The sequence below is a fragment of the Massilia sp. IC2-278 genome (genome assembly GCF_020708045.1).
Lineage (GTDB): Bacteria > Pseudomonadota > Gammaproteobacteria > Burkholderiales > Burkholderiaceae_D > Telluria.
On the sequence record NZ_JAJFES010000013.1, the window covers coordinates 53,783 to 78,107 of the forward strand.

Here is a 24,325-nt window from a genome sequence, read left to right on the forward strand (position 1 = left end):
CGCCTTTTCAAGCGGAATGCCAGGCATGACCAGCAGACTCAGCATTGCCCTGATCGGTCTCTCGATCGCGCTCCCAGCGGCCGCCCAGCAACAGCCGCAGCCCGACCCGAAAGACACCGAAGCCTGGGCGCCCGAGCCCGCCCGCGTCGTTCCCGCTTCCTCCAGCGCCGCGCCATCGGATGCGGTGGTGCTGTTCGACGGCAAGGACCTGCGCGAATGGGTGGCGGCAGCCACGCCCGACAAGCCTGCCGGCTGGACCGTGGAGAACGGCGTGCTGACCGTGCGCGGCGGCAGCGGCGATATCCAGACCCGGCGCCTGTTCGGCGACTACCAGCTGCACCTCGAATGGCGCGTGCCCGCTACCCTGGGCGGGACCGGCCAGGCGCGCGGCAACAGCGGCCTGTTCCTGGCCGCCACCGGCGCCGGCCGCGGCTACGAGCTGCAGATCCTCGACTGCGCCGCCAACAAGACCTATGTGAATGGGCAGGCCGCCAGCCTCTACAAGCAATTCGCCCCGCTGGCGAATGCCTGCGCCGCCCCTGGCGAGTGGCAGACCTACGACGTCATCTGGACCGCGCCACGCTTTGAGCCCGACGGCGCCCTGCTGGCGCCTGCCTACGTGACCGCGCTGCACAACGGCGTGCTGGTGCAGAACCACGCCGCGCTGCAGGGCGAAACGGTGTACGCCGGCAAGCCCTTCTACCGCGCCCACGGCCCCGCGCCGATCAAGCTGCAAGACCATGGCGACGCGGTCGGCTTCCGGAATATCTGGGTGCGGCCGCTCTGAGCGCACACGCCTTGCGCTCAGTCGACCAGCTTGTCCAGCGTAACAGGCAAGTCGCGCACCCGCCTGCCGCAGGCGTTGTAGATCGCATTCACGACCGCCGCACTCGTTCCCGTGATGCCGATTTCGCCGATGCCGCGCGCGCCCATCGGTGCGTGCGGGTCGGGGATATCGGTCCAGATCACCTCGATCTCGGGCACGTCCAGGTGCACCGGCACGTGGTACTCGGCCAGGCTGGGGTTCATGATGCGGCCGTTGCGCTCGTCGAATCCGGTTTCCTCCATCAGCGCCATGCCCATCCCCATGATCATGCCGCCGCGGAACTGGCTGGTCGCCGTCTTCGGATTGACCACGCGCCCGCAGTCGTAGGCGCCGAGCAGGCGGGTCACGCGTGTCTCGCCCGTGACCACGTTCACGCGGGCCTCGCAGAAGATGGCGCCGTAGGAATGCATCGACCAGTGCATGTACTCGAGCGGCGGCGGCGCTTCGCCCTCGGCGCTCAGCTCTTCCTGGCCGGCGCGTTCGAGCAGCGCCGCGTAGCTTTCGAAGCGCTGGGGTTCGTCGCGCTTGCACAGGCCGCCGTTGCGCGCGGCCACGTCGTCGGGCGCCAGGCCGTGCAGCGCGGATTCCTTCGGCGCGAGTTCGAGCAGCTTCGCCACCAGTGCACGCTGGGCCGCAATCACCGAATGGCCCACCGAGGCCGTTTGCTGCGAGCCGCCGGCCAGGATCATGCCGGGCAGCGTGGAGTCGCCGTAGGCCACCGTCACCTGCTCCAGCGCCAGGCCGAGGCGCTCGGCGGCCACCATCGCGTGCGTGGTGGAGGTGCCCATGCCCATTTCGTGGGCGGCGAATGCGACGTGGGCGCTGCCGTCGCGGCGCAAGGTGATGCGCGCCGCGCCGCCCGGCATGCGGTGATAGGGGTAGGTGGCGGCGGCGCAGCCCAGGCCGACCAGCCATTCGCCTTCCTGGCGCATGCCCGGCCTGGCCTGGCGCGCATCCCAGCCGAAGCGCTCGGCGCCCATGCGCCAGGCGGCCACCAGGTGGCGCGACGAGAAGCGCTTGCCTTCGAGCGGGTCCTTCTCAGGCTCGTTGCGAATGCGCAGTTCCACCGGGTCGATGTCCAGCCGCTCGGCCAGTTCGTCGACCGCGCATTCGAGGGCGAAGGTGCCGACCGCCTCGCCGGGCGCGCGCATGAAGGTATTCGCCAGCATGTCCATGCGTACCGCTTCCACGTCGAGCTTGAAGCTCTCGGCGCCGTACATGCACTGCGTCGCCAGGATGAAGGGTTCGGGGAATTCGTTATTCGGCGACATCGCCGTGGTCCCGGTATGGACGATGGCCTCGAACTTGCCGTCGGCGCTGGCGCCGATCGCGACCCGCTGCTCGGTCGGCGCGCGTCCACCGACGACGCGGTAGACGCCGGCGCGCGAGAGCATCAGGCGCACCGGCCGCCCCGCCAGTCTGGATGCGGCCGCCGCCAGCACCTGGTGCCGCCACAGGGTCTTGCCGCCAAAGCCGCCGCCGACGAAGGGCGAGCTGACGCGCACCTGCTCCTCCTTCAGGCCGAACACCTGGGCCAGCGACCAGGCCGTGTGGGCAACGGCCTGGGTGGCGTCGTGCAGGCGCAGGGTATCGCCTTCCCAGGCCACCGTTACCGAATGCAGCTCGATCGCATTGTGGCTGTGGCGCGGCGTGCGGTACACGGCGTCGACCTTGTGCGCAGCGCGCGCCAGCCGGTCTTCGGCATCGCCGACCTCCTTCTTGAGCGGCTCACCCATGAAGGCGCCCGGTTCGCTGCCGCGCGCCTTTGCCGCCTCCAGCGAGGTGACCGCCGGCTCGGTCTCGTACTTTACCCTCACCAGCGTGCAGGCATGGTCGGCCTGCTCCTGGGTCGCGGCCAGCACCAATGCCACCGGCTGGCCGTTGTAGCCGACGCGGTCGCCCTGCATGACCGCCGCTTTTTCGCCCGCCGCCGCCTTTTGCGCGCTCATGAAGAGCGGCATCGGCGCCATCTTCGGCGCGTTCTCATGCGTCATCACCAGCGCGACGCCGGGCGCTGCGGCGACCGCGGCCGTGTCGATGGTGGCGATGCGGCCCTTCGGCACCGTGCTGTAGACCAGGGCCGCATACAGCATGCCGTCCAGCGCGAACTCGGCGGCAAAGCGCGCCTGGCCCGCCACCTTGTGCGGGCCGTCGATGCGCGACACCGGCATGCCGATGTAGCCGTCGCGGCTGTCGCCCAGGGGATCGGGACGCCCGCCGGGCATCCACTTGTCGGGCGCGAGCTCGATCGCCTTCTTCATGACCTGCTGCGCTTTTTCCTTGACGATGTTCATGGCTGCTTCTCCTTCGCGCTCAAGCCCTGCAGGACAGCGACCATCGTGCGCTGTGCCAGGCCGATCTTGAAACCGTTGGCGCTTTGCGGACGGGCATCGGCCAGTTCCAATGCGGCGGCGGCGCGGAAGCTGTCGGCGTTCGCCGGCTGCCCCTTCAGCGCGCCTTCCGCCTTCCAGGCGCGCCAGGGCTTATGGGCCACGCCGCCCAGCGCCAGGCGCACGTCGCGCACGATGCCGTCCTGCACGTCGATGGCGGCGGCCACCGACACCAGCGCGAACGCATAGCTGGAGCGGTCGCGCACCTTGCGGTAGGCGGAGTGGGCGGCGAACGGCAGCGCCGGCAATTCGATGGCGGTGATCAGTTCGCCCGGCGCCAGCTCGGTCTCGTGTTCCGGGTGGTCCCCGGGCAGGCGGTGCAGCTCGGTCAGCGGCAGGGAACGCGTGCCTCCAGAGCCTTGCACGTGCACGATCGCGCCGAGCGCGGCCAGCGCCACGCACATGTCGGACGGATGGGTGGCGATGCAGGCGTTCGAGGCGCCCAGCACCGCGTGCATGCGGTTGAAGCCGTCGATCGCATCGCAGCCCTGCCCCGGCTCGCGCTTGTTGCAGCGCGAGCATTCGTTGTCGTAGAAATAGGTGCAGCGGGTGCGCTGCAGGAGGTTGCCGCCGACCGTGGCCATGTTGCGAATCTGGGCCGAGGCGCCGGCGACGATGGCGCGGCTGAGCAAGGGAAAACGCTCGCGCACCGCGCGGTGTTCGGCCACGGCGGTGTTCTTCGCTGCCGCGCCGATCAGGATGCTGCCGTCAGGGCGCGCCTCGATGGCGCCCGACAATCCGGTGACGTCGACCAGCGCGGCCGGCCGTTCCACGGTCTCGCGCATCAGGTCGATCAGGTTGGTGCCGCCGCCAAGGTATTTCGCGTCGCCCAGTGCGGCCAGCCGGATGGCATCGCCCGCGTCCTGGGCGCGGGCATAGGTAAAGGGTGTCATGGCGCCTCCTGTCCGGCCGCGGCCAGCTGTTCGTTGATGGCGGCGACGATGCCGTTGTGGGCGCCGCAGCGGCACAAATTGCCGCTCATGCGCTCGCGCACTTCGTCGTGGCTGGGAGCCATGTTGGCGGCGGCCAAGTCATCGGTGACGTGGCTGGGTACGCCGCGCTGCAGCTCGGCCGCCATGCCGATCGCCGAACAGATCTGGCCCGGCGTGCAATAGCCGCATTGGAAACCGTCGTTTTCGATGAAGGCTTGCTGGAGCGGATGCAATTGCCCGTCGGCGCCCAGTCCTTCGATCGAGGTAATGGCGCGGCCCTCGTATTGCACGGCCAGCGCCAGGCAGGACAGGATACGCTCGCCGTCGGCGAGGACGGTGCAGGCGCCGCAGGCGCCCTGGTTGCATCCGACCTTGGTACCGCTCAGGTGCAGGTGTTCGCGCAGGAAGTCCAGCAGGGACACGCGCGGGTCCTGCGGCAGGGGGTGATCGGAACCATTGATGCTGATCGTGGGCATGGCGGACATCCTTTCGACAGGGGTGTAACTGTAGCAAAGGGTGTTGCTGCGCTGCTGTGCTTCCGAAATGCCGGGTCCGGCTGATCGTTGCCGGGCCGTGAAGCGTGCGTAAAGCGGCTAGAGTAACGCGCCGGTGCGCTGCCGGGAAGGCTTGCGCCGGATTTTTTTTGCGATTAATGCAAGCAATGGACGCGTGGAATGAGCTGCCGAACATGGTGTCGAACACGAGACAGCGATCATTGACAAGTATCAAACGATACCGATCCAGCATAGGATTCCGCGCTAGGCAAACGTATGCTGGTCGGCCCACGCATCTTCCCAGGAGTCCCTCATGAAACGCCTTTCTTTCATGCTGGCCACGCTGGCGGCCACCTCCGCATTACACGCCGCGCCGCAGGTCGAGGTCGTCGCCACCGGCCTGAACAATCCGCGCGGGCTGGCATTCGCACCGAACGGCCAGCTGTTCGTTGCCGAGGCCGGCAGTGGCGGAAACGGGCGCTGCCTGGTCCTGGCCGACGGGCGCACCGCGTGTTATGGCGAGACCGGCGCGCTCACCCGGGTCGACCCGCGCGGCGTCAATCCGCCCAAGCGCATCATTACCGGGCTGCCGTCGGTGGCCGGGCAGCCGGATGGGTTTGGCGGAACCGGGCCGCAAAACATTGCATTTTCCCGCGATGGACGCGCCGCGCTCGCAATGGGACTCGGCGCCGACGCGCCGGCACGCAACGGTGTCGGGCGCAAAGCCTGGCTGTTCGGCAAGGTGCTGCAGCTCAGCCTGCATGGCGGACCCGTGCTGGCGGCTGCCGATATCGCCACCTACGAGTTCACCCACAATCCGGTGCCCGGCGGTGCGGACAGCAACCCGAACGGCGTCGCCCTCGCTTCCGGCCAGACCGTCGTTGCCGATGCCGGCGCCAATGCGGTTTTCGGCATTGCCGCGAATCGCAGCATCACCACGCTGGCCGCCTTTCCCCCAAGGCTGGTGCCCGCGCCGCCGTCGCTGGCGCTGCCGCCCGGCGCCACCATTCCGATGCAATCGGTCCCGACCACGGTCGTCGATGGCAGGGACGGCTGGCTGTATGTCGGCGAACTGACCGGCTTTCCCTTCCCGGTCGGCGGCGCCAACGTGTACCGGATGGCGCCGGATGGCACCCTGTTGCAAACGTATGCGAGCGGTTTCACCAACATCGTCGCGCTTGCCTTTGACAGCTGGCAGCGCCTGTATGTGCTGGAAATCGGCAATGGCCCGTCCTTCGGCGCGCCGCCCTTGCGGCCGCCCGGCCGCCTGATCCGCGTGAATCCCGATGGAAGCCGGACGGTGGTGTACGACCAGCTGTTCTACCCCGGCGGCCTGGCGATAGGCGAGGACAATGCGGCCTATGTGACGAACAACGGGGTCGTGCCGGGCCCCATCCCCGGAGGACAGTTTGCAGCCGGTGGCACCGTGCTTCGTATCCGCCTCGACTAGTTGGCCAGGCAGGCCGGGATCCGGTGCCGGGCCGACCCGGCGCCGGGCGGCTGGGCAAGCACACGATCGGTCTTCGCGCGCATAGTCTGGGCAGTATCCAAATGGCAAGTTCGTGTTATAGAATGGATAACAAGATGATCATTTGACACGAAGCGATCCATGCCCCGTTTCTTCCTGCTTCCTGGCGTTCTTTGCAGCGCCGCCCTGCTTGCCGCATGCTCTCCCTCTCCTCCATCACCGCCCACGCCCGGCGAGACCGGCCAGGCCGGTGGCCGCTCGTATCATGTCGTCACGGTCGAGCGTCCGGCATCGGCCACCGACCATCATCGCCTGCAGAAAGGCATGTACGACATGTGCGTGACCGTGCACCAGTTGAAGACGAAGTCGCCCCCCAAACCTTTCGTGACATTCCCGGCTGACTTCGTTACCGCACGCAAGACCTACGTCAGCGATGGCACATCGTATCTGTTCAAGGAAGAGCGCTTCGACGTCGAGGTGGGTGACGCGGACCAGGCCTGCGAAAGCCGGATCGTTCGTACCTGGACCACTTACCTTGGGCGTGCCGGCAAGCTGCACTACGACGGCATTGACAAGGAGGGCAAGCGCCTGGTGTCACCGCCCGGCGAATTCATGCCGCCGGAAACCGAGGGGAAAGCCGATCATTTCACCGAGGCGCGCACCATCGGGGGAATTGCGGTCAAGTGCATGCCGATTCCTCCCGGGATGCAGCAAGCGGTGAGCCAGATATGTGTGGCGGACGCAAAGCCGGGCACCCTGGTGGACGTGCACGGCGAGCCGATCACCCTGTTTTCCGAGACCGCCATCGTACAGGATATGGCAAGCGTGTTGCGGACCGAGGCGAAGTCGGTCCGGATAGGCGGCAAGGTGGACCAGGCCGTGTTCGACGCGGTCGCGGCGCCCTGAGACCGAAAGCGCGCGCCGAACACCGTAAGCTGAGGATGCAGGCACATCGTGGCGCCTGCCGGCGATGCTCAAACGGTGTCGCCAGGCGTTTCGGCATCCGGGGCCGGAACGCCGCGGCATCGGGCGCCGGTCAACCCATCAGCCGCGCTTTGCCGCCTCGGCACGCGCCTTGTGCAGCTTGCGGTAGCTGTCCATCAAGCGGTGATGACGGTCGAGTCCCTCGAGGCCCATACTGGTTGGCGTGAGGCCGAAGAAGCGGACATTCCCGTCCACCGACCCCAGCGCCGCATCCATGCGCGCGTCGCCGAACATGCGGCGGAAGTTGTGCACGTAGTCGCTAAGTTCCAGCTCGGGGTCGAGCACCACTTCCAGCACCACGTTCAGCGCCCCGTAGAACAGGCGGCGCTCGGCGGTGTTGTCGTTGTACTGCAGGAAGGCCCCGACCAGCTCGTGCGCTTCGTCGAACTGCTTCAGCGCGAGGTTGATCAGGAGGCGCAGTTCGAGCACGGTCAGCTGGCCCCAATCGGTGTTCTCGTCGAACTCGATGCCGATCAGGCTGGCGATGTCGCCGTATTCGTCCAGCTCGTTGGTCTCGAGGCGCTCCAGCAAGTCGGCCAGCTGCTCGTCGTCGAGACGGTGCAGGTTCAGGATGTCTTCGCGGAACAGCAGCGCCTTGTTGGTGTTGTCCCAGACCAGGTCTTCGACCGGATAGACTTCCGAGTAGCCCGGCACCAGGATGCGACAGGCGGTCGCGCCCAGGCCATCGTACACAGCCATGTAGACTTCCTTGCCCATCTCTTGCAGGATGCCGAGCAGGGTCGCCGCTTCGTCGGCGTTCGAGTTTTCGCCGTGGCCGGAAAAATCCCACTCGACGAAATCGTAGTCCGATCTGGCGCTGAAGAAGCGCCACGACACCACGCCGCTGGAATCGATGAAGTGCTCGACGAAGTTGTACGGCTCGGTGACCGCTTCGCTGGCAAAGGTCGGCTGCGGCAAGTCGTTCAGGCCCTCGAAGCTGCGGCCCTGCAGCAGTTCGGTCAGGCTGCGCTCCAGCGCCACCTCGAAGCTCGGGTGCGCGCCGAAGGACGCAAACACGCCGCCGGTCTTCGGGTTCATCAGCGTCACGCACATCACCGGATAGCGGCCGCCGAGCGAGGCATCCTTGACCAGCACCGGGAAGCCCTGCTCTTCCAGGCCCTTGATGCCTGCCACGATGCCGGGATATTTATCCAGCACGTCCTGCGGCACGTCCGGCAGGGCGAATTCGCCTTCCAGGATCTCGCGCTTCACGGCGCGCTCGAAAATCTCGGACAGGCACTGCACCTGCGCTTCGGCCAGGGTGTTCCCGGCGCTCATGCCGTTGCTGGCGTACAGGTTCTCGATCAGGCTAACCGGGAAGTACACCGTTGCGCCGTCCGAATGGCGCGTGTACGGCAGCGACACGATGCCGCGCGCCGCATTCCCGGAGTTGGTGTCGACCAGGTGCGCGCCGCGCAGTTCGCCCTCGGGATCGTAGATCTCCAGCGTGTAGTCGTCGAGGATTTCCTTCGGCAGCGCATCGCGGTGGCCGGGCTTGAACCAGCGCTCGTTCGGGTAGTGCACGAAGTCGGCGTTGGCGAACTCTTCGCCCCAGTAGGAACCGGCATAGAAATGGTTGTTGCTGATGCGTTCGAGGTACTCGCCCAGGGCCGAGGCCAGCGCGCTTTCCTTGGTCGCGCCCTTGCCGTTGGTGAAGCACATCGGCGAATGGGCGTCGCGGATGTGCAGCGACCACACGTTCGGCACGATGTTGCGCCAGGACGCGATCTCGATCTTGATGCCCAGGCTGGCCAGCAGGCCCGACATGTTGGCGATGGTTTGTTCGAGCGGCAGGTCTTTGCCGGGGATGTAGGTGGCGGCGCCGGCGTCGGGCTGCAGGGTCAGCAGCGCCTGGGCATCGGCGTCCAGGTTCTCGACTTCCTCGATCACGAATTCCGGCCCCTGCTGGACCACCTTCTTCACCGTGCAGCGGTCGATCGAGCGCAGGATGCCCTGGCGGTCCTTGTCCGAGATATCGGCCGGGAGCTCGACCTGGATCTTGAAGATCTGGGCGTAGCGGTTTTCCGGGTCGACGATGTTGTTCTGCGAAAGGCGGATGTTCTCGGTCGGGATGTTGCGGGTGTCGCAGTACAGCTTCACGAAATAGGCCGCGCACAGGGCCGACGAGGCCAGGAAGTAGTCGAAGGGGCCGGGGGCCGAGCCGTCGCCCTTGTAGCGGATCGGCTGGTCGGCGATGACGGTGAAGTCGTCGAACTTGGCTTCCAGGCGCAGCTTGTCGAGGAAGTTGACTTTGATTTCCATGGGAATTCCAGATTTTTACGCGAAAAGATGCGCGCATTATCCGTGGTTTCCGCCGCGCGGGAAAGGCAAGAATGCGAAAAGCCCTGTAAAAACAGGGCTCTATGATCGCGTTGCGTGTGCTGTGCGGCGGGGCGGCGCGCAGGCCAGGCGCTCTGCCAGGTCATGCGCCCACGGCGCCGGCATCGCGATACAGCCGCTCGAAATCCGCGATCGGCACCGGCCGCCCCAGCAGGTAGCCCTGCAGCGCGCCGCAGCCGCCTTCGACCAGGAAGCTGCGCTGCGCTTCGTGCTCGACGCCCTCGGCGACGATGTCGAGCCGGAGCCCGCGCGCCAGGGCGATGATGGCCTCGATGATCGGCGCGGCGGCGGGATCGAGGTGCACGTCGTGCACGAACGAGCGGTCGATCTTCAGGGCCGCCAGCGGAAAGCGGCGCAGGTAGGCGAGCGAGGAATAGCCGGTGCCGAAGTCGTCGAGCGAAAACTGCACGCCGAGGCCGCACAGCGTGTGCATGTGCGCGATCAGCTCGGCGACGTTTTCGGCGAACACGCTTTCGGTCAGCTCCAGGCACAGCTGGGCGGGCGGCGCGCCGGTGTCGTGCAGGATGCGCGCCACCTGCTCGGGAAACGCGTCGCTGCGCAACTGCTGCACGCTGACGTTGACGGCGAGCTTCAGCTTGTCCAGCGCCGCATCGCCCCGCCAGCGCGCCAGCGCGCGGCAGCTCTCCTCGAGCACGTGGCGGCCGAGGGGCACGATCAGGCCCGAGGCTTCGGCCAGGCCGATGAACTGGTCCGGCCCGAGCAGGACGCCGTCGGCGCGGCGCCAGCGCACCAGCACCTCGGCCCCGAACAGCGCACCGCTGCTGCTGAACTGGGGCTGGCAATACAGCACGAACTCGTGCGCCGACAGGCCCTCGCGCAGCGCGCGTTCGAGCGAGGCCTGGCGCTCGGCCGACGCCTGCATGCCCGGATCGAAAAAGCGCGCGGTGTTGCGCCCCTCCGCCTTGGCCTGGTACATGGCGAGATCGGCCTGCCTGAGCAGGGTGTCGACGTCGCTCGAGACGCCGTCGAACAGCACCAGCCCCATGCTTGGGGTACTCACGAAGGGGCGACCGTCCAGGCTGTAGGGCTGGTCCAGGACCAGCTTGAGCTTGTCGACGACGATGCCGGCTTCGCGCACCGCTTCTTCGCCCGACCCGCCCAGTTCTTCCAGCACGAGCACGAACTCGTCGCCGCCCAGGCGCGCCAGATGGTCGCTCTGGCGCAGCGTCTGGCGCAGGCGCCCAGCCACCTGGCGCAGCAGCGCGTCGCCGGCAGCGTGGCCCATCGTGTCGTTGATCAGCTTGAAGTTGTCGAGATCGAGAAAGACCAGGGCCCCGAGTCGTCCGGAACGGTGGCTGCGCGCCAGGGTCTTGTCGAGTTCCTCGATGAGCAGGCGCCGGTTCGGCAAGCCGGTCAGCTGGTCGAAATACGCCAGCTCGTATATATGGCGCTCGGCGCGCTTGCGCTCGCTGAGGTCGGTGTTGGTGCCGGAAATGCGCAAAGGTTTTCCAGTGCTGTCGCGCCGCACGAAGCCGCGCGACAGCACCGGCACGTAGTGGCCGTCGCGGTGGCGCAGCCGGAATTCGATGGCATAGCTCTCGCGGCGCTCCGCGGCCAGCGCCGCCATGAAGGCGTCGATGCCGGGCCGCTCGTCCGGGTGCACCAGGTCGAGCCAGAGTCCGGCATGCGGCGCCAGCTCGTCCGGCCGGTAGCCCAGCATGTGCCACCAGCGCTCGGAATAATAGAATTCGCCGCTCACGAGGTCGTTGTCCCAGGGCGCGTCGGTAGAGCCGCGCAGTACCAGGCGCAGGCGCTGCTCGGACTTTTGCAGGCGCTGCTTGGCGCGCTTGAGCAGGGTGCAGTCGGTGAAACAGACCACCGCCTCGCGCAGGTGGCCGGCCGCGTCGAATCCGGGATAGGCGTTGCAGATCAGCCAGCGTGGCTGCGTGCCCGGCGCGCCCGGGATGCCGACGATCAGGTGCGAGATCTTGCTGCCGGTGCGCAGCACGACGTTGACGGGGAATTGCTCCGACGGCATGGGGCTGCCGTCGGAGCGCACCAGCTCCCAGGCGGCGGCGCTTGCTTCGATGCCTTTCAGCTGCTGGGGACTCTGCCCCAGCAGTTCGCAGGCCAGCTTGTTGGCGCTGACGATGCGGCCGTCGGCGCCATGCACGACGACGCCTGCCGGCAAATGATCGAGCAAGTCATCGAGCCGGCGCTGGATCTCCACGGCAGTGCTGGAATGCATGGTCGCTGGATGATGCGTTAGTGCCTGCGGCCATACTAGCATGGCAAGCCGCGCGGGCGGCGTGCGTATGTACGCAGCGTGACGTCCCCCGTCTGCGGATAAACATTAACAATCCTTAATGTCCCAGACATCCACAGTTTAGTTCGCTGGTGGCATAGTGTTCCGCTACGCGATGTTCGCCAACCTCGACTACCAACTCTTCAATGCCATTCCACCTCCCTGAATGCCGCAAGGGACTGCCGGCCACCGGCAGCGCCCTCCTTCTTGCATGCCTGCTCGCCGCCTGCGGCAAGGACGCCACACCACCCGCCCCGGCCGTACCCGAAGTCACGGTCATGCCCGTGCAGCGCAGCGCCGTGCGGATGGACGTCGAGCTGCCGGGCCGTACTTCGCCCTCGCTGCTGGCCGAAGTGCGGGCGCGGGTCGACGGCATCGTGCAGGAGCGCAGCTTTACGGAGGGCAGCGACGTGCGCGCCGGGCAGCCGCTGTACCGGATCGACCCGGCTCCCTACCGCACCGCCCTGGCCAGCGCCGAGGCGCAGCTCAAGCGCGCGCAGGCGAACCTGGCCAGCAGCACCGCCCAGCTGAAGCGCTACAAGGTGCTCATCGTCAGCAATGCCATCAGCAAGCAGGACTTCGACGATGCCGAAGCGGCGCAGCTGCAAGCCGCCGCCGACGTCGCCGCGGCCGAAGCTGCCGCCAGCAATGCCCGCATCAACCTCGGCTACACCAGCGTCACGGCGCCGATCGCCGGCCGCAGCAGCATCTCGCAGGTGACGAAAGGCGCCTACGTGCAGGGCGGCTCGGCCACCCTGATGACCACCATCCAGCAGCTGGACCCGATGTTCGTCGACCTGCAGCAGTCGAGCGTGGAAGGCCTGGCCCTGCGCCGCGACATCGCGGCCGGCAAGCTGACCGCGAGCGGCCAGCAGACCAGGGTCAAGCTGCAGCTCGAGGACGGCAGCACCTATGCCCACGAGGGCACGCTGGAAGTGAGCGGCGTGACCGTGGACCCGGCCACCGGCTCGGTGACGCTGCGCGCGCGCTTCCCGAACCCCGACCATTTGCTGCTGCCGGGGATGTTCGTGCGCGCCTCGGTGAACCAGGGCATGCGCCCGAACGTCGTGCAGGTGCCGGCGCCGGCCGTCACCCGCAATCAAAAAGGCGAGGCCAGCGTGATGCTGGTCGGTGAGAACGGCAAGACCGTGCTGCGCCCGGTGCGCACCGGCGCACTCGCAAATGGCCAGTGGCTGGTCGAGGACGGGCTGAAGGAAGGCGAACGCGTGATCGTGAGCGGCACCCAGAAGCTCAAGCCGGACATGGCGGTGAAGGTGCGCGCCGCTGCTGCCGCTGCTCCGGCTGCTCCTGCTCCTGCCGCGCCAACCCCTGCCGCCGCAAGCTGAGGACCGTTCCCGATGCCTAAATTCTTCATCGAGCGGCCGATCTTCGCGATCGTCATTTCGCTTCTCATCATGCTGGTCGGCGGTATCACGCTGCACAACATGCCGGTCGAGCAGTATCCGCCGGTGTCGCCGCCGGCCGTGCAGATCCGCGCCAGCTTCCCGGGCGCCTCGGCCGAGACCATGCAGAACACCGTGGTCCAGGTGATCGAGCAGCAAATGACCGGAATCGACAACATGCTCTACATGTCGTCGAGCAGCGACGAGACCGGCCAGTCGACCACCACCCTCACCTTCGCCCCCGGCACCGACCCCGACATCGCCCAGGTGCAGGTACAGAACCAGCTGCAGGCGGCCGTGCCGCGCCTGCCGCGCGACGTGCAGAACGCCGGCCTGCGCGTCAGTAAATCGACCAGCGACTTCCTGATGGTGGCCGCCTTCGTGTCCGACAACGACAGCATGTCGAAATTCGACATCGCCAACTACGTGGCCTCGAACGTGCAGGACCCCTTGAGCCGCATCCCCGGCGTCGGCAGCATGAATTTGTTCGGCACCCAGTACGCGATGCGCATCTGGCTCGACCCGGTCAAGCTCACCAGCTTTGCGCTCACGCCGCTCGACGTGAACGCCGCCATCGAGGCCCAGAACGTGCAGGTCTCGGGCGGCCAGCTGGGCGGCCTGCCGGCCGTGCCCGGCCAGACCCTGAGCGCCACCATCAACCAGGCCAGCCTGCTGCGCACGCCCGAACAGTTCGAGCGCATCCTGCTCAAGGTCCGCCCCGACGGCTCCAGCGTACGCGTCAAGGACGTGGCGCGCGTGGCGCTCGGCCCGGAAAACTACAACGTCGACGTGCGCTACAACGGCAAGCCGGCCTCGGGCCTGGGCATCCAGCTCGGTCCGGACGCGAACGCGCTCGACACCGCCGACGCCGTTCGCGCGCGCCTCAAAGAATTGAGCGCCTTCTTCCCCGAAGGCCTGCGCGTGGTCTACCCGAACGACATCACGCCCTTCATCGAGGTGTCGATCCACGAGGTGGTGAAGACCCTGATCGAAGGCATCGTGCTGGTGTTCCTGGTGATGTACCTGTTCCTGCAAAACTTCCGCGCCACCCTGATCCCGTCGATCACGGTGCCGGTGGTGCTGCTCGGGACCTTCGGCATCATGTCGGCGCTGGGCTTCACGATCAATACGCTGTCGATGTTCGGCCTGGTGCTGGCGATCGGCCTCCTGGTCGACGATGCGATCGTCGTGGTCGAGAACGTCGAGCGCGTGATGCACGAGGACGGACTCGAACCGTACGAGGCGACGAAAAAGGCGATGGGCCAGATCACCAGCGCCCTGATCGGCGTGGCCCTGGTGCTGTCGGCCGTGTTCGTGCCGGTCGCCTTTTCGAGCGGCACGGTGGGCGCGATCTACCGCGAATTCTCGCTGACGGTGGTGGCCTCGATGCTGCTGTCGGTGTTCGTCGCGCTGACCCTGACGCCGGCGCTGTGCGCAATGCTGCTGAAGCGCCCCGACGACAACCATCACGAGAAACGCGGCTTCTTCGGCTGGTTCAACCGATCCTTCGAGCGCGAGCGCGACCGCTACCTGGGCAGCGTCACGGCCATCCTCGGCCGGCGCGGCCTGTGGATGCTGGTCTACGCGCTCATGATCGGCCTGGTGCTGGCGCTGTTCATGCGCCTGCCGGGCGGCTTCCTGCCGAAGGAAGACCAGGGCTACATGTTCGTGCAGGTGGAAACGGCGGCCGGCAGTACGGTCGAGACCACGGGCAAGGTGCTGGAACAGATCGACCACTACCTGCTGAACGACGAAAAGGCGATGGTCGACGCCACCTTCATGACCATCGGCGCCAATAACCCGGCGCGCGGCCAGAACCAGGGCCGCCTGTTCGTGCGCCTGAAGACCTGGGACGAACGCAAGGACGCGGAGCTGAGCGTCGCTGCCCTGAGCAGCCGCATCGCGGCGCGCTATGGCGACTTCCAGGGTGCCCGCATCACACCGGTGGAACCGCCGCCGATCCGCGGCCTGGGCTCGGCCGCCGGCTTCTCGATGCAGCTGCAGGACCGCGGCAACCTCGGCCACGAAGCGCTGGGCAAGGCGCGCGACCAACTGCTGGCCCTCGCCGCCAAGGAACCGAACCTGGTGCGGGTGCGCTTCACCGGCCAGGCCGACAGCTCGACCTACAAGATCTCGATCGACCACGAAAAGGCGGCTGCGCTCGGCGTCAGTCTGTCCAGCGTCGACCAGATCTTCTCGACCGCCTGGGGCGCGAAGTACGTCAATAACTTCTTCGATACCGACAACCGCATCAAGCGCGTCTACGTACAGGCCGATGCGCGCTTTCGCATGAACCCGGACGATCTCCGCCTGCTCCACGTGAGGAATGCCGACGGGCAGATGGTGCCCTTCTCCTCGTTCGCGAAAGCCGAGTGGTCGTGGGGCGCGCCGGCGATGCAGCGCTATAACGGCATCGAGTCGGCCGAGATCCTGGGCCAGGCCGCGCCCGGCACCAGCAGCGGCGAAGCGATGCAGATCATGGACCGGCTGGTGAGGCAGCTGCCGGCCGGTATCGGCTACGAGTGGAGCGGCATCTCGCTGCAGGAATCCCAGGCCGGCGCCCAGGCGCCCCTGCTGTACGCGCTGTCGATCCTGGTGGTCTTCCTCAGCCTGGCCGCGCTGTACGAAAGCTGGAGCGTGCCGGTGTCGGTGATCATGGTGGTGCCGATCGGCGTGCTCGGCGCGCTGGGTGCGGCCACCGCCTTCGGCCTGCAGAACGACGTGTTCTTCCAGGTGGGGCTCCTGACCACCATCGGCCTGTCGGCCAAGAACGCGATCCTGATCGTCGAATTCGCGCGCGAACTGCAGCAGCAGGGCTACGGCGTGGTGGAAGCGGCGCTGGAATCGGCCAAGCTGCGCCTGCGACCGATCATCATGACCTCGATGGCGTTCGTCTTGGGCGTGCTGCCGCTGGCAATCGCCACCGGCGCCGGCGCCGCCAGCCAGAACGCGCTCGGCATCGGCGTCATCGGCGGCATGCTGACGGCGACCTTCCTGGCGACTTATTTGATTCCGCTGTTCTTCGTGCTGATTGCGCGGCCGATCAAGCGGCGCAAGGCGGCTGCGGCCGTGCATGCGGCGGATGAACACAAGGTGGCCAGCCATGGCGCCCTCTGACACGCGGGCCGGTACAATGACGGCATCGCGCCCGCCATGTGCGGGAACCTGAAGGAAACGCTGTGAAACTGCTGCTAGTCGAAGACAACGAACGGGTCGCGCGCTTCGTGTGCAAGGGCCTGGTCGAGGCCGGCCATACCGTGCACCACGCCGACAACGGCCGCGACGGCATGTACCACGCCGTCAGCGAGCCGTATGACGCCATCGTCATGGACCGCATGCTCCCAGGCGGCATCGACGGCCTGGCCATCGTCGAAACGCTGCGCCAGGGTGGGAACCGGGTGCCGATCCTGGTGCTGAGCGCCCTCGACGGCGTGGACGACCGCATCCTCGGCCTGAAGCGCGGCGGCGACGACTACCTGGTGAAACCCTTCGCCTTTGGCGAATTGCTGGCGCGCCTGGACGCGCTGATGCGGCGCTCGCAGGTACAGGCGGCGGACACCACGCTCGCGCTCGGCGACCTGAGCGTCGATCTGCTGGCGCACAAGGTCACCCGCGCCGGCACGGCGATTGCCCTGCAGCCGCGTGAATTCAAGCTGCTCGAATACCTGCTGCGCCACGCCAACCAGGTGGTCACGCGCACCATGCTGCTCGAGAACGTGTGGGATTACCACTTCGACCCGCAGACCAACGTGATCGACGTCCATATCAGCAAGCTGCGCCAGAAGATCGACGCGCCCTTTGCCACGCCGCTGCTGAAGACCGTGCGCAATGCCGGCTACATGCTGACCGACCGCCAGTGAACCGGCCCCGTTTCGCCTTCATGCTCAAGCTGCCGACCTTTTCCGCCCGCACCATCGCCGCCGGCTACGGCGTCGTCAGCCTGCTGGTGCTGGCCATGTTCGCCGGCCCGCTGTGGTACGCCTGGCATACGAACATCGAACAGGTGCGCACCGAACTGCTGCGCTCCGACGCCCAGCGCCTGGCGAACCTGTTCACGCGCAGCGGCGAAGCGGCGCTGGCCAATGCCATCGACAGCCAGGTGGTCGGCACCAACGACGGCGTGCGCAAGATCATGCTGCTGGCCGCGTCCGACGGCAGCCGCATCGCCGGCAACCTCTCGCGCTGGCCGCAAGGCCTGCCCGACCGCGACGGCCTGTGCTCGGGCACCATCCACGTTGACGGCAAGGCGCGCCGCATCGAGTCGGTGCGCGTCACCCTGCCCGGCGGCTACCGCCTGCTGGTGGCGAGTAACCTGAACCGTTTCGAGGAGCTCGAACGCCTGTTCGTGTATGGCCTGCTCGCCTGCGCGGTCACGGTGCTGGTGGGCGCCATCCTGGGCGGGATGCTGATCCGGCGCGCACTGCTCGAGCGAATCGGCGGCATCAGCCAGACCACCGCCGCCATCATCGAAGGCAAGCTCTCGCGCCGCCTGGCCGAGCCGCACGATGGCGAGGAACTGCGGCTCCTGACCCAGACGGTGAACCGCATGCTCGACCAGATCGAGCAGCTGGTGACGAGCGTGCAGGACGTGTCGAACTCGATCGCCCACGATTTGCGCACGCCGCTGAGCGAACTGCGCGCGCGGCTCGAAGAACTGGCGATCACGCGCCCGGACACCGAGGAGACCTTTGCCGAGATCGACGCGGCGATCGGCGACATCGACCGCGTGATGCGCATCTTCCAGGCCCTGCTGCGCCTGGCCGAAATCGACAGCGGCAGCCGGCGCAACGGCTTCGTGGAGGTCGACCTCGCGCGGCTGGGGGCGGAGGTCACCGAGTTTTACCTGCCGGTGGCGGAGCTGAAGGAGATCGACCTGGGCTTCCACGCCGAGGGCGCGTTGACGGTGGTGGGCGACCCGCTGCTGATTGCGCAGGCGCTCGGCAACCTGGTCGAGAATGCGCTCAAGTACGCGCCGGAACGGGGTGCGATCGCGGTATCGGCGCGGCCGGAACCCGGTGGCGTGCTCGCCTTGGCGGTGGCGGACGATGGGCCGGGCATTGCCGAGGACGAGCGGCCGAAGGTGGTGCAGCGTTTCTACCGCGTGGACGGCAGCCGCGGCACGCCGGGCGTGGGGCTGGGCTTGAGCGTGGTGTCGGCCGTGGCGCGGCTGCATGGCGGAAGCCTGCGGCTCGAAGACAACGCGCCGGGGCTGCGCGCGACGCTGGTGCTGCCGGTGCAAACCACGCACGCGGCCGTCGAACGCACCGGCTGAATCCCGTACGGTGGGGTCATTGATGCCGGGGGCATCGATGACGAAGTGCCCACGCGGTTACGTGCGTATCCCTAGGACACGTGCACCGAGATGTCGCTCGAAACATCTGCCCCGGACGAACACCGTATCAGCATACTGCGCCATGCTGCAGAGGCCACGGAAATCTGCGGCGCGGCCAACGGCAACAGGATACGCGCGTAACCGCGTGGGCACGGAGTGCCCACCCTACGGAATCATCGATCAATCGGATACCCCGGCCGGTGCATCCGAAACAACTGCTCCTCCGTGATCTCGAAATAATCAGCCGGCCCGCCGCCGCGCAGGATGTGCCCCGCGCCGGCGGTGTCGTAGATGCCGTCCTTGAGCAAATGGCGCGCAATGTGCACGCCCACCACTTCCCCCAGCACCAGCCGGTTACCGGTATCGCTGCCGGCCGTGGTCTGCAGCGGGATGACCTGGGTGACGCGGCATTCGAAGGCAACCGGCGACTCCGCCACGCGCGGCGTCCCGACCACCCGTGCCGGCGCCGGCGTCAGCCCGGCCAGTTCGAACTCATTGACCTCGGGCGGCGCAGGTGCGCAGCTGACGTTCATCGCTTCGGCCAGCGGACGCGTGGCCAGGTTCCACACGAATTCGCCGGTCGCCTCGACGTTGTTCAGGGTGTCCTTGCGCCCCTGGCTGGAGAAGCCGATGATCGGCGGGACGTAGTTGAACGCGTTGAAGAAGCTGTAGGGCGCCAGGTTCAGGATGCCGTCCGCGCTGCGGCTGGAGATCCAGCCGATCGGGCGCGGGCCGATGATGGCGTTGAAGGGATCGTGCGGCAGGCCGTGGCCGCGCGCCGGTTCGTAGAAGTGATAGTCCTGGGTCACGTGAGCGTTCCGATGTCGATGGCAGATGCCCTATTCTGCCAAAGGATGCGAATCGCTGCCGGACGCGGCCTCAGGCCAGGCCAGCGCAGCGCAGCGCCACCCGCGCCGCCGCCAGGTCCCAGGCCGCGGTGCCGACGCTCTTGAACACCGCCGGGCGCACCGGGTCGGCCGGGGTGCGCAGCGAGTCGCCGAGCGAGCGCACGCGTGACCAGTCGACGCCGGCGCGCAGCAGGTCGCCGGCCTCGTGGCGCGCACCAGGCGGGTCGTCGGCATACAGGTCGCTGCCGTGCAGGGTCGTGGCGCCGAGTTCCGCCATCTCCGGCCGGAAGGCGCCGACGCCGATCACCAGGCAGCCAGGCCGGGGGGTTTCGTCGTACACCGGTTCGAGGCTGGTGGTCAGCGTGATCACCACGTCCATCGCGGGAGGGTCGGCCGCAAGCGGCTGCATACGGCTGTGCAGGGCGCGGTGCGCGTCGCAAAAACGCATGGCAGCATCCTGCGTGCGCGCCCGCACCCAGACCTGGGCCTGCGGGTGCAAGGCCTGCAGGGCCTGCGCGTGGTAGCGCGCCTGGACGCCGGTGCCGACGAGCAGGACGTGCCGTGGCGCATGCGGCAGCAACCGGCGGATCGCCAGCATGCTGACGGCGGCGGTGCGGCGGCCGGTGACTTCCGGGCCGTCGAGCACGCAGCGCACCTGGCCGGTGGCCGTGTCGCATACCGTCACCGCGCCGTGGATGGCCGGCAGGCCGATCCCCGGATTCCTGGGATGGACGTTGACCAGCTTGTGAATCGCGATGTCCGGCGCGGCAGCGGGCATGCTGAGCATCACCGCACCGGCACCCAGCGGCACCACCAGCCGCTCGGGGCTGCGGATGGCGCCGGCCTCGAGTTCCCCGGCAGCCGTGGCAATGGCGTCGACCAGTGCGGCGAAGTCGAGCACGGCGGCGGTTTGCTCGCGGTCGTAAACGATGAGTTTGCTGGAACGGATGGCGGCCGGATCGATGTCTTGCATGCGGTTTTCCATGGCGGGCTGGGGACCGGTCCATGATGTCTGATTGTTGAGCATTGCGCAACAATCAGCCGGCCCTTGCGTGTCGACCTCAGTGTATGAACGAGCCATGGAAGCCCAGCGGAATCGCGCTGGGTACGGTGGCGCGCACGATTGGCGTCATCGTCCTGGCATCGATGACGGCCAGTACCGACGTTTCCGCATCGCGCGCCGAGCCGACCGTCAGCAGCACACCATCGTCCTCGCTTTCGCCATGCGGGCGCGCGACGAAAACCGGTTCGCCGAACACGTAGGGTTCGTCGCCGAAGGCCGTCGACTGGCCGGTGTCGAGGTCGGTCTTGACGAGGGCCGAGGCATACGCGTGCCCGGCGTCGGGCCAGTTCGCGGCGCCATACACGTAGCGGTACGCGCGGCCGTTCACCCGCTTGTAGTTCGTCGCCGGGAACTCGAACCCGGCCTCGCCGGGCTTCTCGACCCGCGCCCGCGCCACACCGTGGCGCATGACGATGCGCAGCAGCGTCGGCCTGAGGTCGGGCAGTTCCGCCAGCATGCGCTCGACGCGCAGGGCCGCGACGATGCCGGCGTCGGGATAGGCCAGCAGGTCGAGCACGGTCTCGTCGCCGCGCTCGAAAGCATTCACGGTGTGGAAGGCGAAGAACGGCTCGGTCACGTGTTCGCGCACGGCGCCGCTGGCGCGGTCGATCACGACCAGGTGCGTGCCCTCTTCCGGGTGCCAGTCGAAGTGATCGATGTAGCCTTTGCTCGACCACAGCATCTTCGACGTCTTGACCGCGAACGGGTGCGCGACCAGGATCGCGTTCTCCGGCGTCAGCCCGAAGGTGTGGATATAGGGAATGCGCGCGGGTTGCCAGGACCCGACGACCTCGCGCCGGCGCGCGTCCGGTGCGTGCTCGTAGACCGAGATCGTGCCGTGCATGCCGAACTCCGTGGCGACGTTCACCACCTTTCCCTGCTCGGCGTCGAAGTGCGGGTGGGCCGTCATCAGGGCGCCGTGCAGGGTGTCGCCCGCATAGCGCACGGCGCCGTCCACGGCGAGCGTGGCGTCGTCGATGACGAGCTGGCGGCTGCCTTCGGTCATGGCCACCAGGTCGCGGCCGATGCGCACGATGTTGACGTTGTCGTTGTCGGTCATGCGCGGCACCGGCTCGACGATGCGCTGCCAGAGCGGGCGTTCGGTCGGCGTGCCGTAGTTGCCGAGTCGGGCCTTGCCGCGCCAGGCGTCGCGCGCCGCCTCCGAGTCGAGCAGGCGCGAACGGAAGCCGATGCCGGCCTCGCCGATGCGGAAGGCGTAGACCATGCCGAGTCCGTCGAACCAGTGCCGGGCATGCCAGCCCGCCGCGTCGAACACGGCCGGACAGGTGCGCACGAGTTCGCCGCGCAGCCAGCCTGGGATGTCGCCCTCGATCTCGGCGGGAACGGCCGTGTGGCACTCGCGCGAGCGGCGAAACGGCGCGAGGGTTTCGATGGAGGGCGGGTGCGCCAGCATGGTGGCCATGATGATCCTTTCCTGCGCCTGGACGCATGACGTGCGGAAGTATTCCGCGCTCGGACACGACTTTCGCGATCAAGAAGTGTAGATCGCATTCGGCACCACCAGGTTCCGAGAATTGTTACATCAGCCCGGCCGCGCCGCGCGTCCGCCAGCGTTCAGCCACCGGCTTTCCGGCAAGCGAGCCCGATCGAATCCGACAAGATCCGCCACAAGGCCGCATGCCGCTGGGCGAACGCCTGCGCGCTGCCATATACCAGTTCGACGTGCAGGCTGTCGACGATCCCGAGATAGGCATCCGCGAACTGCTGCACCGCCGCCTGCTCGATCGGCAGGCGCGCCAGCAGACCGGCGCCGTAGAGATGACGTACGGTTTGCAAATAGCCTTCGTAGCCGGGCGCGACAATCGGACGCAGGGACGCCGGCGGCAGGTAGGCCGTGCGCAGCAGGAAGCGCAGCGATGGCGAATCGCGGTAGCGGTCCGCCACCAGCCGGCAGTAGGCTTCGCCCGTGCCCTCCTTGCCGCTTTCGTCGTTGAAGCAGGCGCGCGCGAATGCCGTCTCCTGGGCGAGCGCATCGGCGAAGATCTCGCCGTACAGTGCGTCCTTGCTGGCAAAGTGCGCGTACAGCGAGGCCTTGCGCATGCCGACCTGCTCGGCGATGGTGGCCAGCGACGAGCCGTCGTAGCCGAACTCGGCAAAGTGGAGCACGGCGACGGCGCAGATGCGGTCGACGGAAGGTGAGCGGGTTTTCATGACGCAATTTTACCCTGTACCGTCGCGTCGACCTGCCACTCAATGCCCGGCCAGTTCGCGCAGCTCGGCCGGCACGCGCGCCGCGCTCGCCATTGCCAGCGCCAGCGCGACCACGCCGAGGATCACCAGCAACGACAGCCAGGCCACCGGCCCCGATTCGGCAAAGGCGCCGGCAACCGGCGTGGCGGCCGACGAGATCATGAGCTGGAAGGCGCCGAGCAAGGCCGCCGTCGAACCCAGCGCCACCTGCTGTGACGACATTGCCAGCGACATCAGCGTGGCTTCGGCGATGCCCAGGCCCAGCATGGCGACGAACATGCCGGCCGCGACCACGGCCAGGGGCGCATCGAAGCCGGCGGCCGCCGCGCCGATGGCCGCGCCTGCCGTCATGCAGCCAACGCCAGTCGTCGCCACGCGCGCCACGCCCATCCGTGCCACCAGGCGCGTGCTACCCAGTGCGCCGAGCAGCACCGCCACGCCGGTGGCGCCGAACACGAGGCCGAAGGTATCCGACGCCAGGCCGTAGTGCTGCTGGTAGACCAGCGACGCGCCGCCGATGTAGGCGAACAGGAAGAAGAAGGCGGCGGACAGCGCCAGCGTCGGCAGCAGGAAGGCGCTGTCGCGCACGATGCGCAGGTAGGTTTGACTGACCTGCCCCGGCTGCAGCGAGGAACGCTGTGCCTGCGGCAGCGTTTCCGGCAGGTTGACCAGGGTATTGCCGAGCGCCAGGACGCCGAGGGCGGCCAGCACCAGCATCACGGCACGCCAGCCATGGGCCGCGTCGACGTAGCCGCCGACCGCCGGCGCCAGCACCGGCGCCAGGCCTTCGATCGTCATCAGCAGCGCAAACAACTGCGCGGCGCGGGTGCCGGAACAGACATCGCGCACGGTACTCATCGCCACGACCAGCGTCAGCGCCGCGGCCATGCCCTGCACGAAGCGTGCGCCCAGCAAGGCATCGATCGACGGAGCGAACCCCGCGCCCACGGACGCGGCGATATAGACGAACAGCGCCAGGACCAGGGGACGGCGGCGGCCGTAGGCGTCGACGATGGGCCCGAACAGCAACTGACCGGCGCCCATCGCCAGCAAAAACACGGTCAGCGTGAGCTGCACCCGCGCATACGAGGTGTCCAGCTCTTGCGCCATGTGCGGCATGGACGCGAGGTACATGTCGATCCCGGCGGGACCAAGAATGGTGACGAGGGCCAGGGAGGCCGCGAGCTTGAAGCCTGTTTCAGGTGCTTCCATCGTAGTTCCAGAAGAAATTGTGCAAGAGCGCCGAATCATATTAACTACCTACCGACCGGTAGTCAATCATGTTATGATCGGCTCATACTTGGCTTCCATAAGCTGCTCAAAGCGGACATTCCTTTACCTCTCCTACCGATTGGAAGGCATGAATTCTGTGCGGCGCAGCTCCTATCACGCTCCGGGAATCGATTACTTTTTTGCCCCTGACCTTATGCTCAACCCCTTACTGTCCGGCCCCCTCTTCATTGGCGCAAGCCTTCTCATCGCCCTCGCCGGTGCCCGCCGCGATGCCAGCAAGGAAGACCTGCGTTTCCTCGGCGTCGGCGCCTTGGCGATGTTCGGTTTCGCCGGCATCGCCCTCCTCCTCGGGGCGCCGACGACATGAGCCATCCGCACCCCGCCCAGGGGCGAAATGGCCGTTTACGGCTGAGCAGTGCAAGCGCATTGCACTGCTCTGCACCCGGGTTGTAGTCAGCCGCGCGCCCCCGTCTCGCACCCTTCGTTACGCTTATGGGGTCAGGACTGGCGAATTCGCCTGACCTCTCGTCCAATC

18 protein-coding genes are annotated in these 24,325 nt (G+C 67.4%); 8 read left to right on the forward strand and 10 right to left on the reverse strand.

What is annotated here, in order from left to right:
- Window positions 1–25 precede the first annotated feature (25 nt).
- Window positions 26–787 (forward strand): DUF1080 domain-containing protein, encoded by a 762-nt coding sequence (locus tag LK540_RS19740; RefSeq protein ID WP_229439025.1) that lies wholly within the window; start codon window positions 26–28, stop codon window positions 785–787.
- 17 nt (window positions 788–804) lie between these two features.
- Here LK540_RS19740 and LK540_RS19745 read toward each other — a convergent pair whose 3' ends face one another.
- Genes LK540_RS19745 through LK540_RS19755 form a run of 3 tightly spaced genes read right to left on the reverse strand, consistent with a single transcriptional unit; the run spans window position 805 to window position 4,624 of the window.
- Window positions 805–3,120, reverse strand: coding sequence for a xanthine dehydrogenase family protein molybdopterin-binding subunit (locus LK540_RS19745; protein ID WP_229439026.1), 2,316 nt, complete (start codon window positions 3,118–3,120; stop codon window positions 805–807).
- Complete coding sequence (locus LK540_RS19750) at window positions 3,117–4,109, reverse strand: xanthine dehydrogenase family protein subunit M (RefSeq protein ID WP_229439027.1); 993 nt, start codon at window positions 4,107–4,109, stop codon at window positions 3,117–3,119. The genes LK540_RS19745 and LK540_RS19750 overlap by 4 nt, the downstream gene beginning before the upstream one ends.
- On the reverse strand, window positions 4,106–4,624 hold the full coding sequence (locus LK540_RS19755) for a 2Fe-2S iron-sulfur cluster-binding protein (protein WP_307729192.1): 519 nt from the start codon (window positions 4,622–4,624) through the stop codon (window positions 4,106–4,108). Before LK540_RS19755 ends, LK540_RS19750 begins: the two co-directional genes overlap by 4 nt.
- A gap of 331 nt (window positions 4,625–4,955) precedes the next feature.
- Here LK540_RS19755 and LK540_RS19760 point away from each other — a divergent pair, with 331 nt between their 5' ends.
- The gene (locus LK540_RS19760) at window positions 4,956–6,092 is read left to right on the forward strand and encodes a ScyD/ScyE family protein (protein ID WP_229439029.1); all 1,137 of its coding nucleotides are present in this window, start codon (window positions 4,956–4,958) and stop codon (window positions 6,090–6,092) included.
- A gap of 159 nt (window positions 6,093–6,251) precedes the next feature.
- A complete protein-coding gene (locus LK540_RS19765) occupies window positions 6,252–7,016 on the forward strand; it encodes a hypothetical protein (protein ID WP_229439030.1) in 765 nt (254 codons plus the stop codon).
- 138 nt (window positions 7,017–7,154) lie between these two features.
- Here the strand turns inward: LK540_RS19765 and LK540_RS19770 are convergent, their stop codons facing one another.
- On the reverse strand, window positions 7,155–9,356 hold the full coding sequence (locus tag LK540_RS19770; RefSeq protein WP_229439031.1) for an OsmC domain/YcaO domain-containing protein: 2,202 nt from the start codon (window positions 9,354–9,356) through the stop codon (window positions 7,155–7,157).
- Between the two features lie 160 nt (window positions 9,357–9,516).
- On the reverse strand, window positions 9,517–11,643 hold the full coding sequence (locus LK540_RS19775) for a bifunctional diguanylate cyclase/phosphodiesterase (protein ID WP_229439032.1): 2,127 nt from the start codon (window positions 11,641–11,643) through the stop codon (window positions 9,517–9,519).
- Window positions 11,644–11,846: 203 nt separating this feature from the next.
- On the opposite strand from LK540_RS19775, the gene LK540_RS19780 reads away from it, so the two are divergent.
- The 4 genes from LK540_RS19780 to LK540_RS19795 all read left to right on the forward strand — a co-directional run bounded on the left by LK540_RS19780 (window position 11,847) and on the right by LK540_RS19795 (window position 18,375).
- Window positions 11,847–13,046, forward strand: coding sequence for an efflux RND transporter periplasmic adaptor subunit (locus tag LK540_RS19780; RefSeq protein WP_229439033.1), 1,200 nt, complete (start codon window positions 11,847–11,849; stop codon window positions 13,044–13,046).
- 12 nt (window positions 13,047–13,058) lie between these two features.
- The gene (locus LK540_RS19785) at window positions 13,059–16,220 is read left to right on the forward strand and encodes an efflux RND transporter permease subunit (RefSeq protein ID WP_229439034.1); all 3,162 of its coding nucleotides are present in this window, start codon (window positions 13,059–13,061) and stop codon (window positions 16,218–16,220) included.
- A 62-nt stretch (window positions 16,221–16,282) separates the two neighbouring features.
- A complete protein-coding gene (locus LK540_RS19790) occupies window positions 16,283–16,963 on the forward strand; it encodes a response regulator transcription factor (protein WP_229439035.1) in 681 nt (226 codons plus the stop codon).
- Window positions 16,960–18,375, forward strand: a complete 1,416-nt coding sequence (locus tag LK540_RS19795) for an ATP-binding protein (RefSeq protein WP_229439036.1) — start codon at window positions 16,960–16,962, stop codon at window positions 18,373–18,375. The genes LK540_RS19790 and LK540_RS19795 overlap by 4 nt, the downstream gene beginning before the upstream one ends.
- Window positions 18,376–18,608: 233 nt before the next feature.
- Here the strand turns inward: LK540_RS19795 and LK540_RS19800 are convergent, their stop codons facing one another.
- From LK540_RS19800 to LK540_RS19820, 5 genes are all read right to left on the reverse strand, one after another.
- The gene (locus tag LK540_RS19800) at window positions 18,609–19,244 is read right to left on the reverse strand and encodes a flavin reductase family protein (protein ID WP_229439037.1); all 636 of its coding nucleotides are present in this window, start codon (window positions 19,242–19,244) and stop codon (window positions 18,609–18,611) included.
- Between the two features lie 70 nt (window positions 19,245–19,314).
- Window positions 19,315–20,256 (reverse strand): bifunctional Delta(1)-pyrroline-2-carboxylate/Delta(1)-piperideine-2-carboxylate reductase, encoded by a 942-nt coding sequence (lhpI, locus tag LK540_RS19805; protein WP_229439038.1) that lies wholly within the window; start codon window positions 20,254–20,256, stop codon window positions 19,315–19,317.
- 88 nt (window positions 20,257–20,344) lie between these two features.
- On the reverse strand, window positions 20,345–21,769 hold the full coding sequence (locus tag LK540_RS19810) for a carotenoid oxygenase family protein (RefSeq protein WP_229439039.1): 1,425 nt from the start codon (window positions 21,767–21,769) through the stop codon (window positions 20,345–20,347).
- A gap of 152 nt (window positions 21,770–21,921) precedes the next feature.
- Window positions 21,922–22,518, reverse strand: coding sequence for a TetR/AcrR family transcriptional regulator (locus LK540_RS19815; RefSeq protein WP_229439040.1), 597 nt, complete (start codon window positions 22,516–22,518; stop codon window positions 21,922–21,924).
- A gap of 39 nt (window positions 22,519–22,557) precedes the next feature.
- Window positions 22,558–23,769 carry a multidrug effflux MFS transporter gene (locus tag LK540_RS19820; protein ID WP_229439041.1) on the reverse strand — a complete coding sequence of 404 codons (1,212 nt, stop codon included), beginning with the start codon at window positions 23,767–23,769 and terminating at the stop codon, window positions 22,558–22,560.
- A 148-nt stretch (window positions 23,770–23,917) separates the two neighbouring features.
- Here LK540_RS19820 and LK540_RS19825 point away from each other — a divergent pair, with 148 nt between their 5' ends.
- Complete coding sequence (locus tag LK540_RS19825) at window positions 23,918–24,157, forward strand: hypothetical protein (protein ID WP_229439042.1); 240 nt, start codon at window positions 23,918–23,920, stop codon at window positions 24,155–24,157.
- Window positions 24,158–24,325: the final 168 nt, after the last annotated feature.

What these genes read in the sequence shown, in the direction of transcription:
- LK540_RS19740 (WP_229439025.1), top strand. Translation starts at nt 26, where the DNA reads ATGACCAGCAGACTCAGCATTGCCCTGATCGGTCTCTCGATCGCGCTC.
- LK540_RS19745 (WP_229439026.1), bottom strand. Translation starts at nt 3,120, where the DNA reads ATGAACATCGTCAAGGAAAAAGCGCAGCAGGTCATGAAGAAGGCGATC.
- LK540_RS19750 (WP_229439027.1), bottom strand. Translation starts at nt 4,109, where the DNA reads ATGACACCCTTTACCTATGCCCGCGCCCAGGACGCGGGCGATGCCATC.
- LK540_RS19755 (WP_307729192.1), bottom strand. Translation starts at nt 4,624, where the DNA reads ATGCCCACGATCAGCATCAATGGTTCCGATCACCCCCTGCCGCAGGAC.
- LK540_RS19760 (WP_229439029.1), top strand. Translation starts at nt 4,956, where the DNA reads ATGAAACGCCTTTCTTTCATGCTGGCCACGCTGGCGGCCACCTCCGCA.
- LK540_RS19765 (WP_229439030.1), top strand. Translation starts at nt 6,252, where the DNA reads ATGCCCCGTTTCTTCCTGCTTCCTGGCGTTCTTTGCAGCGCCGCCCTG.
- LK540_RS19770 (WP_229439031.1), bottom strand. Translation starts at nt 9,356, where the DNA reads ATGGAAATCAAAGTCAACTTCCTCGACAAGCTGCGCCTGGAAGCCAAG.
- LK540_RS19775 (WP_229439032.1), bottom strand. Translation starts at nt 11,643, where the DNA reads ATGCATTCCAGCACTGCCGTGGAGATCCAGCGCCGGCTCGATGACTTG.
- LK540_RS19780 (WP_229439033.1), top strand. Translation starts at nt 11,847, where the DNA reads ATGCCATTCCACCTCCCTGAATGCCGCAAGGGACTGCCGGCCACCGGC.
- LK540_RS19785 (WP_229439034.1), top strand. Translation starts at nt 13,059, where the DNA reads ATGCCTAAATTCTTCATCGAGCGGCCGATCTTCGCGATCGTCATTTCG.
- lhpI (WP_229439038.1), bottom strand. Translation starts at nt 20,256, where the DNA reads ATGCAAGACATCGATCCGGCCGCCATCCGTTCCAGCAAACTCATCGTT.
- LK540_RS19810 (WP_229439039.1), bottom strand. Translation starts at nt 21,769, where the DNA reads ATGGCCACCATGCTGGCGCACCCGCCCTCCATCGAAACCCTCGCGCCG.
- LK540_RS19815 (WP_229439040.1), bottom strand. Translation starts at nt 22,518, where the DNA reads ATGAAAACCCGCTCACCTTCCGTCGACCGCATCTGCGCCGTCGCCGTG.
- LK540_RS19820 (WP_229439041.1), bottom strand. Translation starts at nt 23,769, where the DNA reads ATGGAAGCACCTGAAACAGGCTTCAAGCTCGCGGCCTCCCTGGCCCTC.
- LK540_RS19825 (WP_229439042.1), top strand. Translation starts at nt 23,918, where the DNA reads ATGAATTCTGTGCGGCGCAGCTCCTATCACGCTCCGGGAATCGATTAC.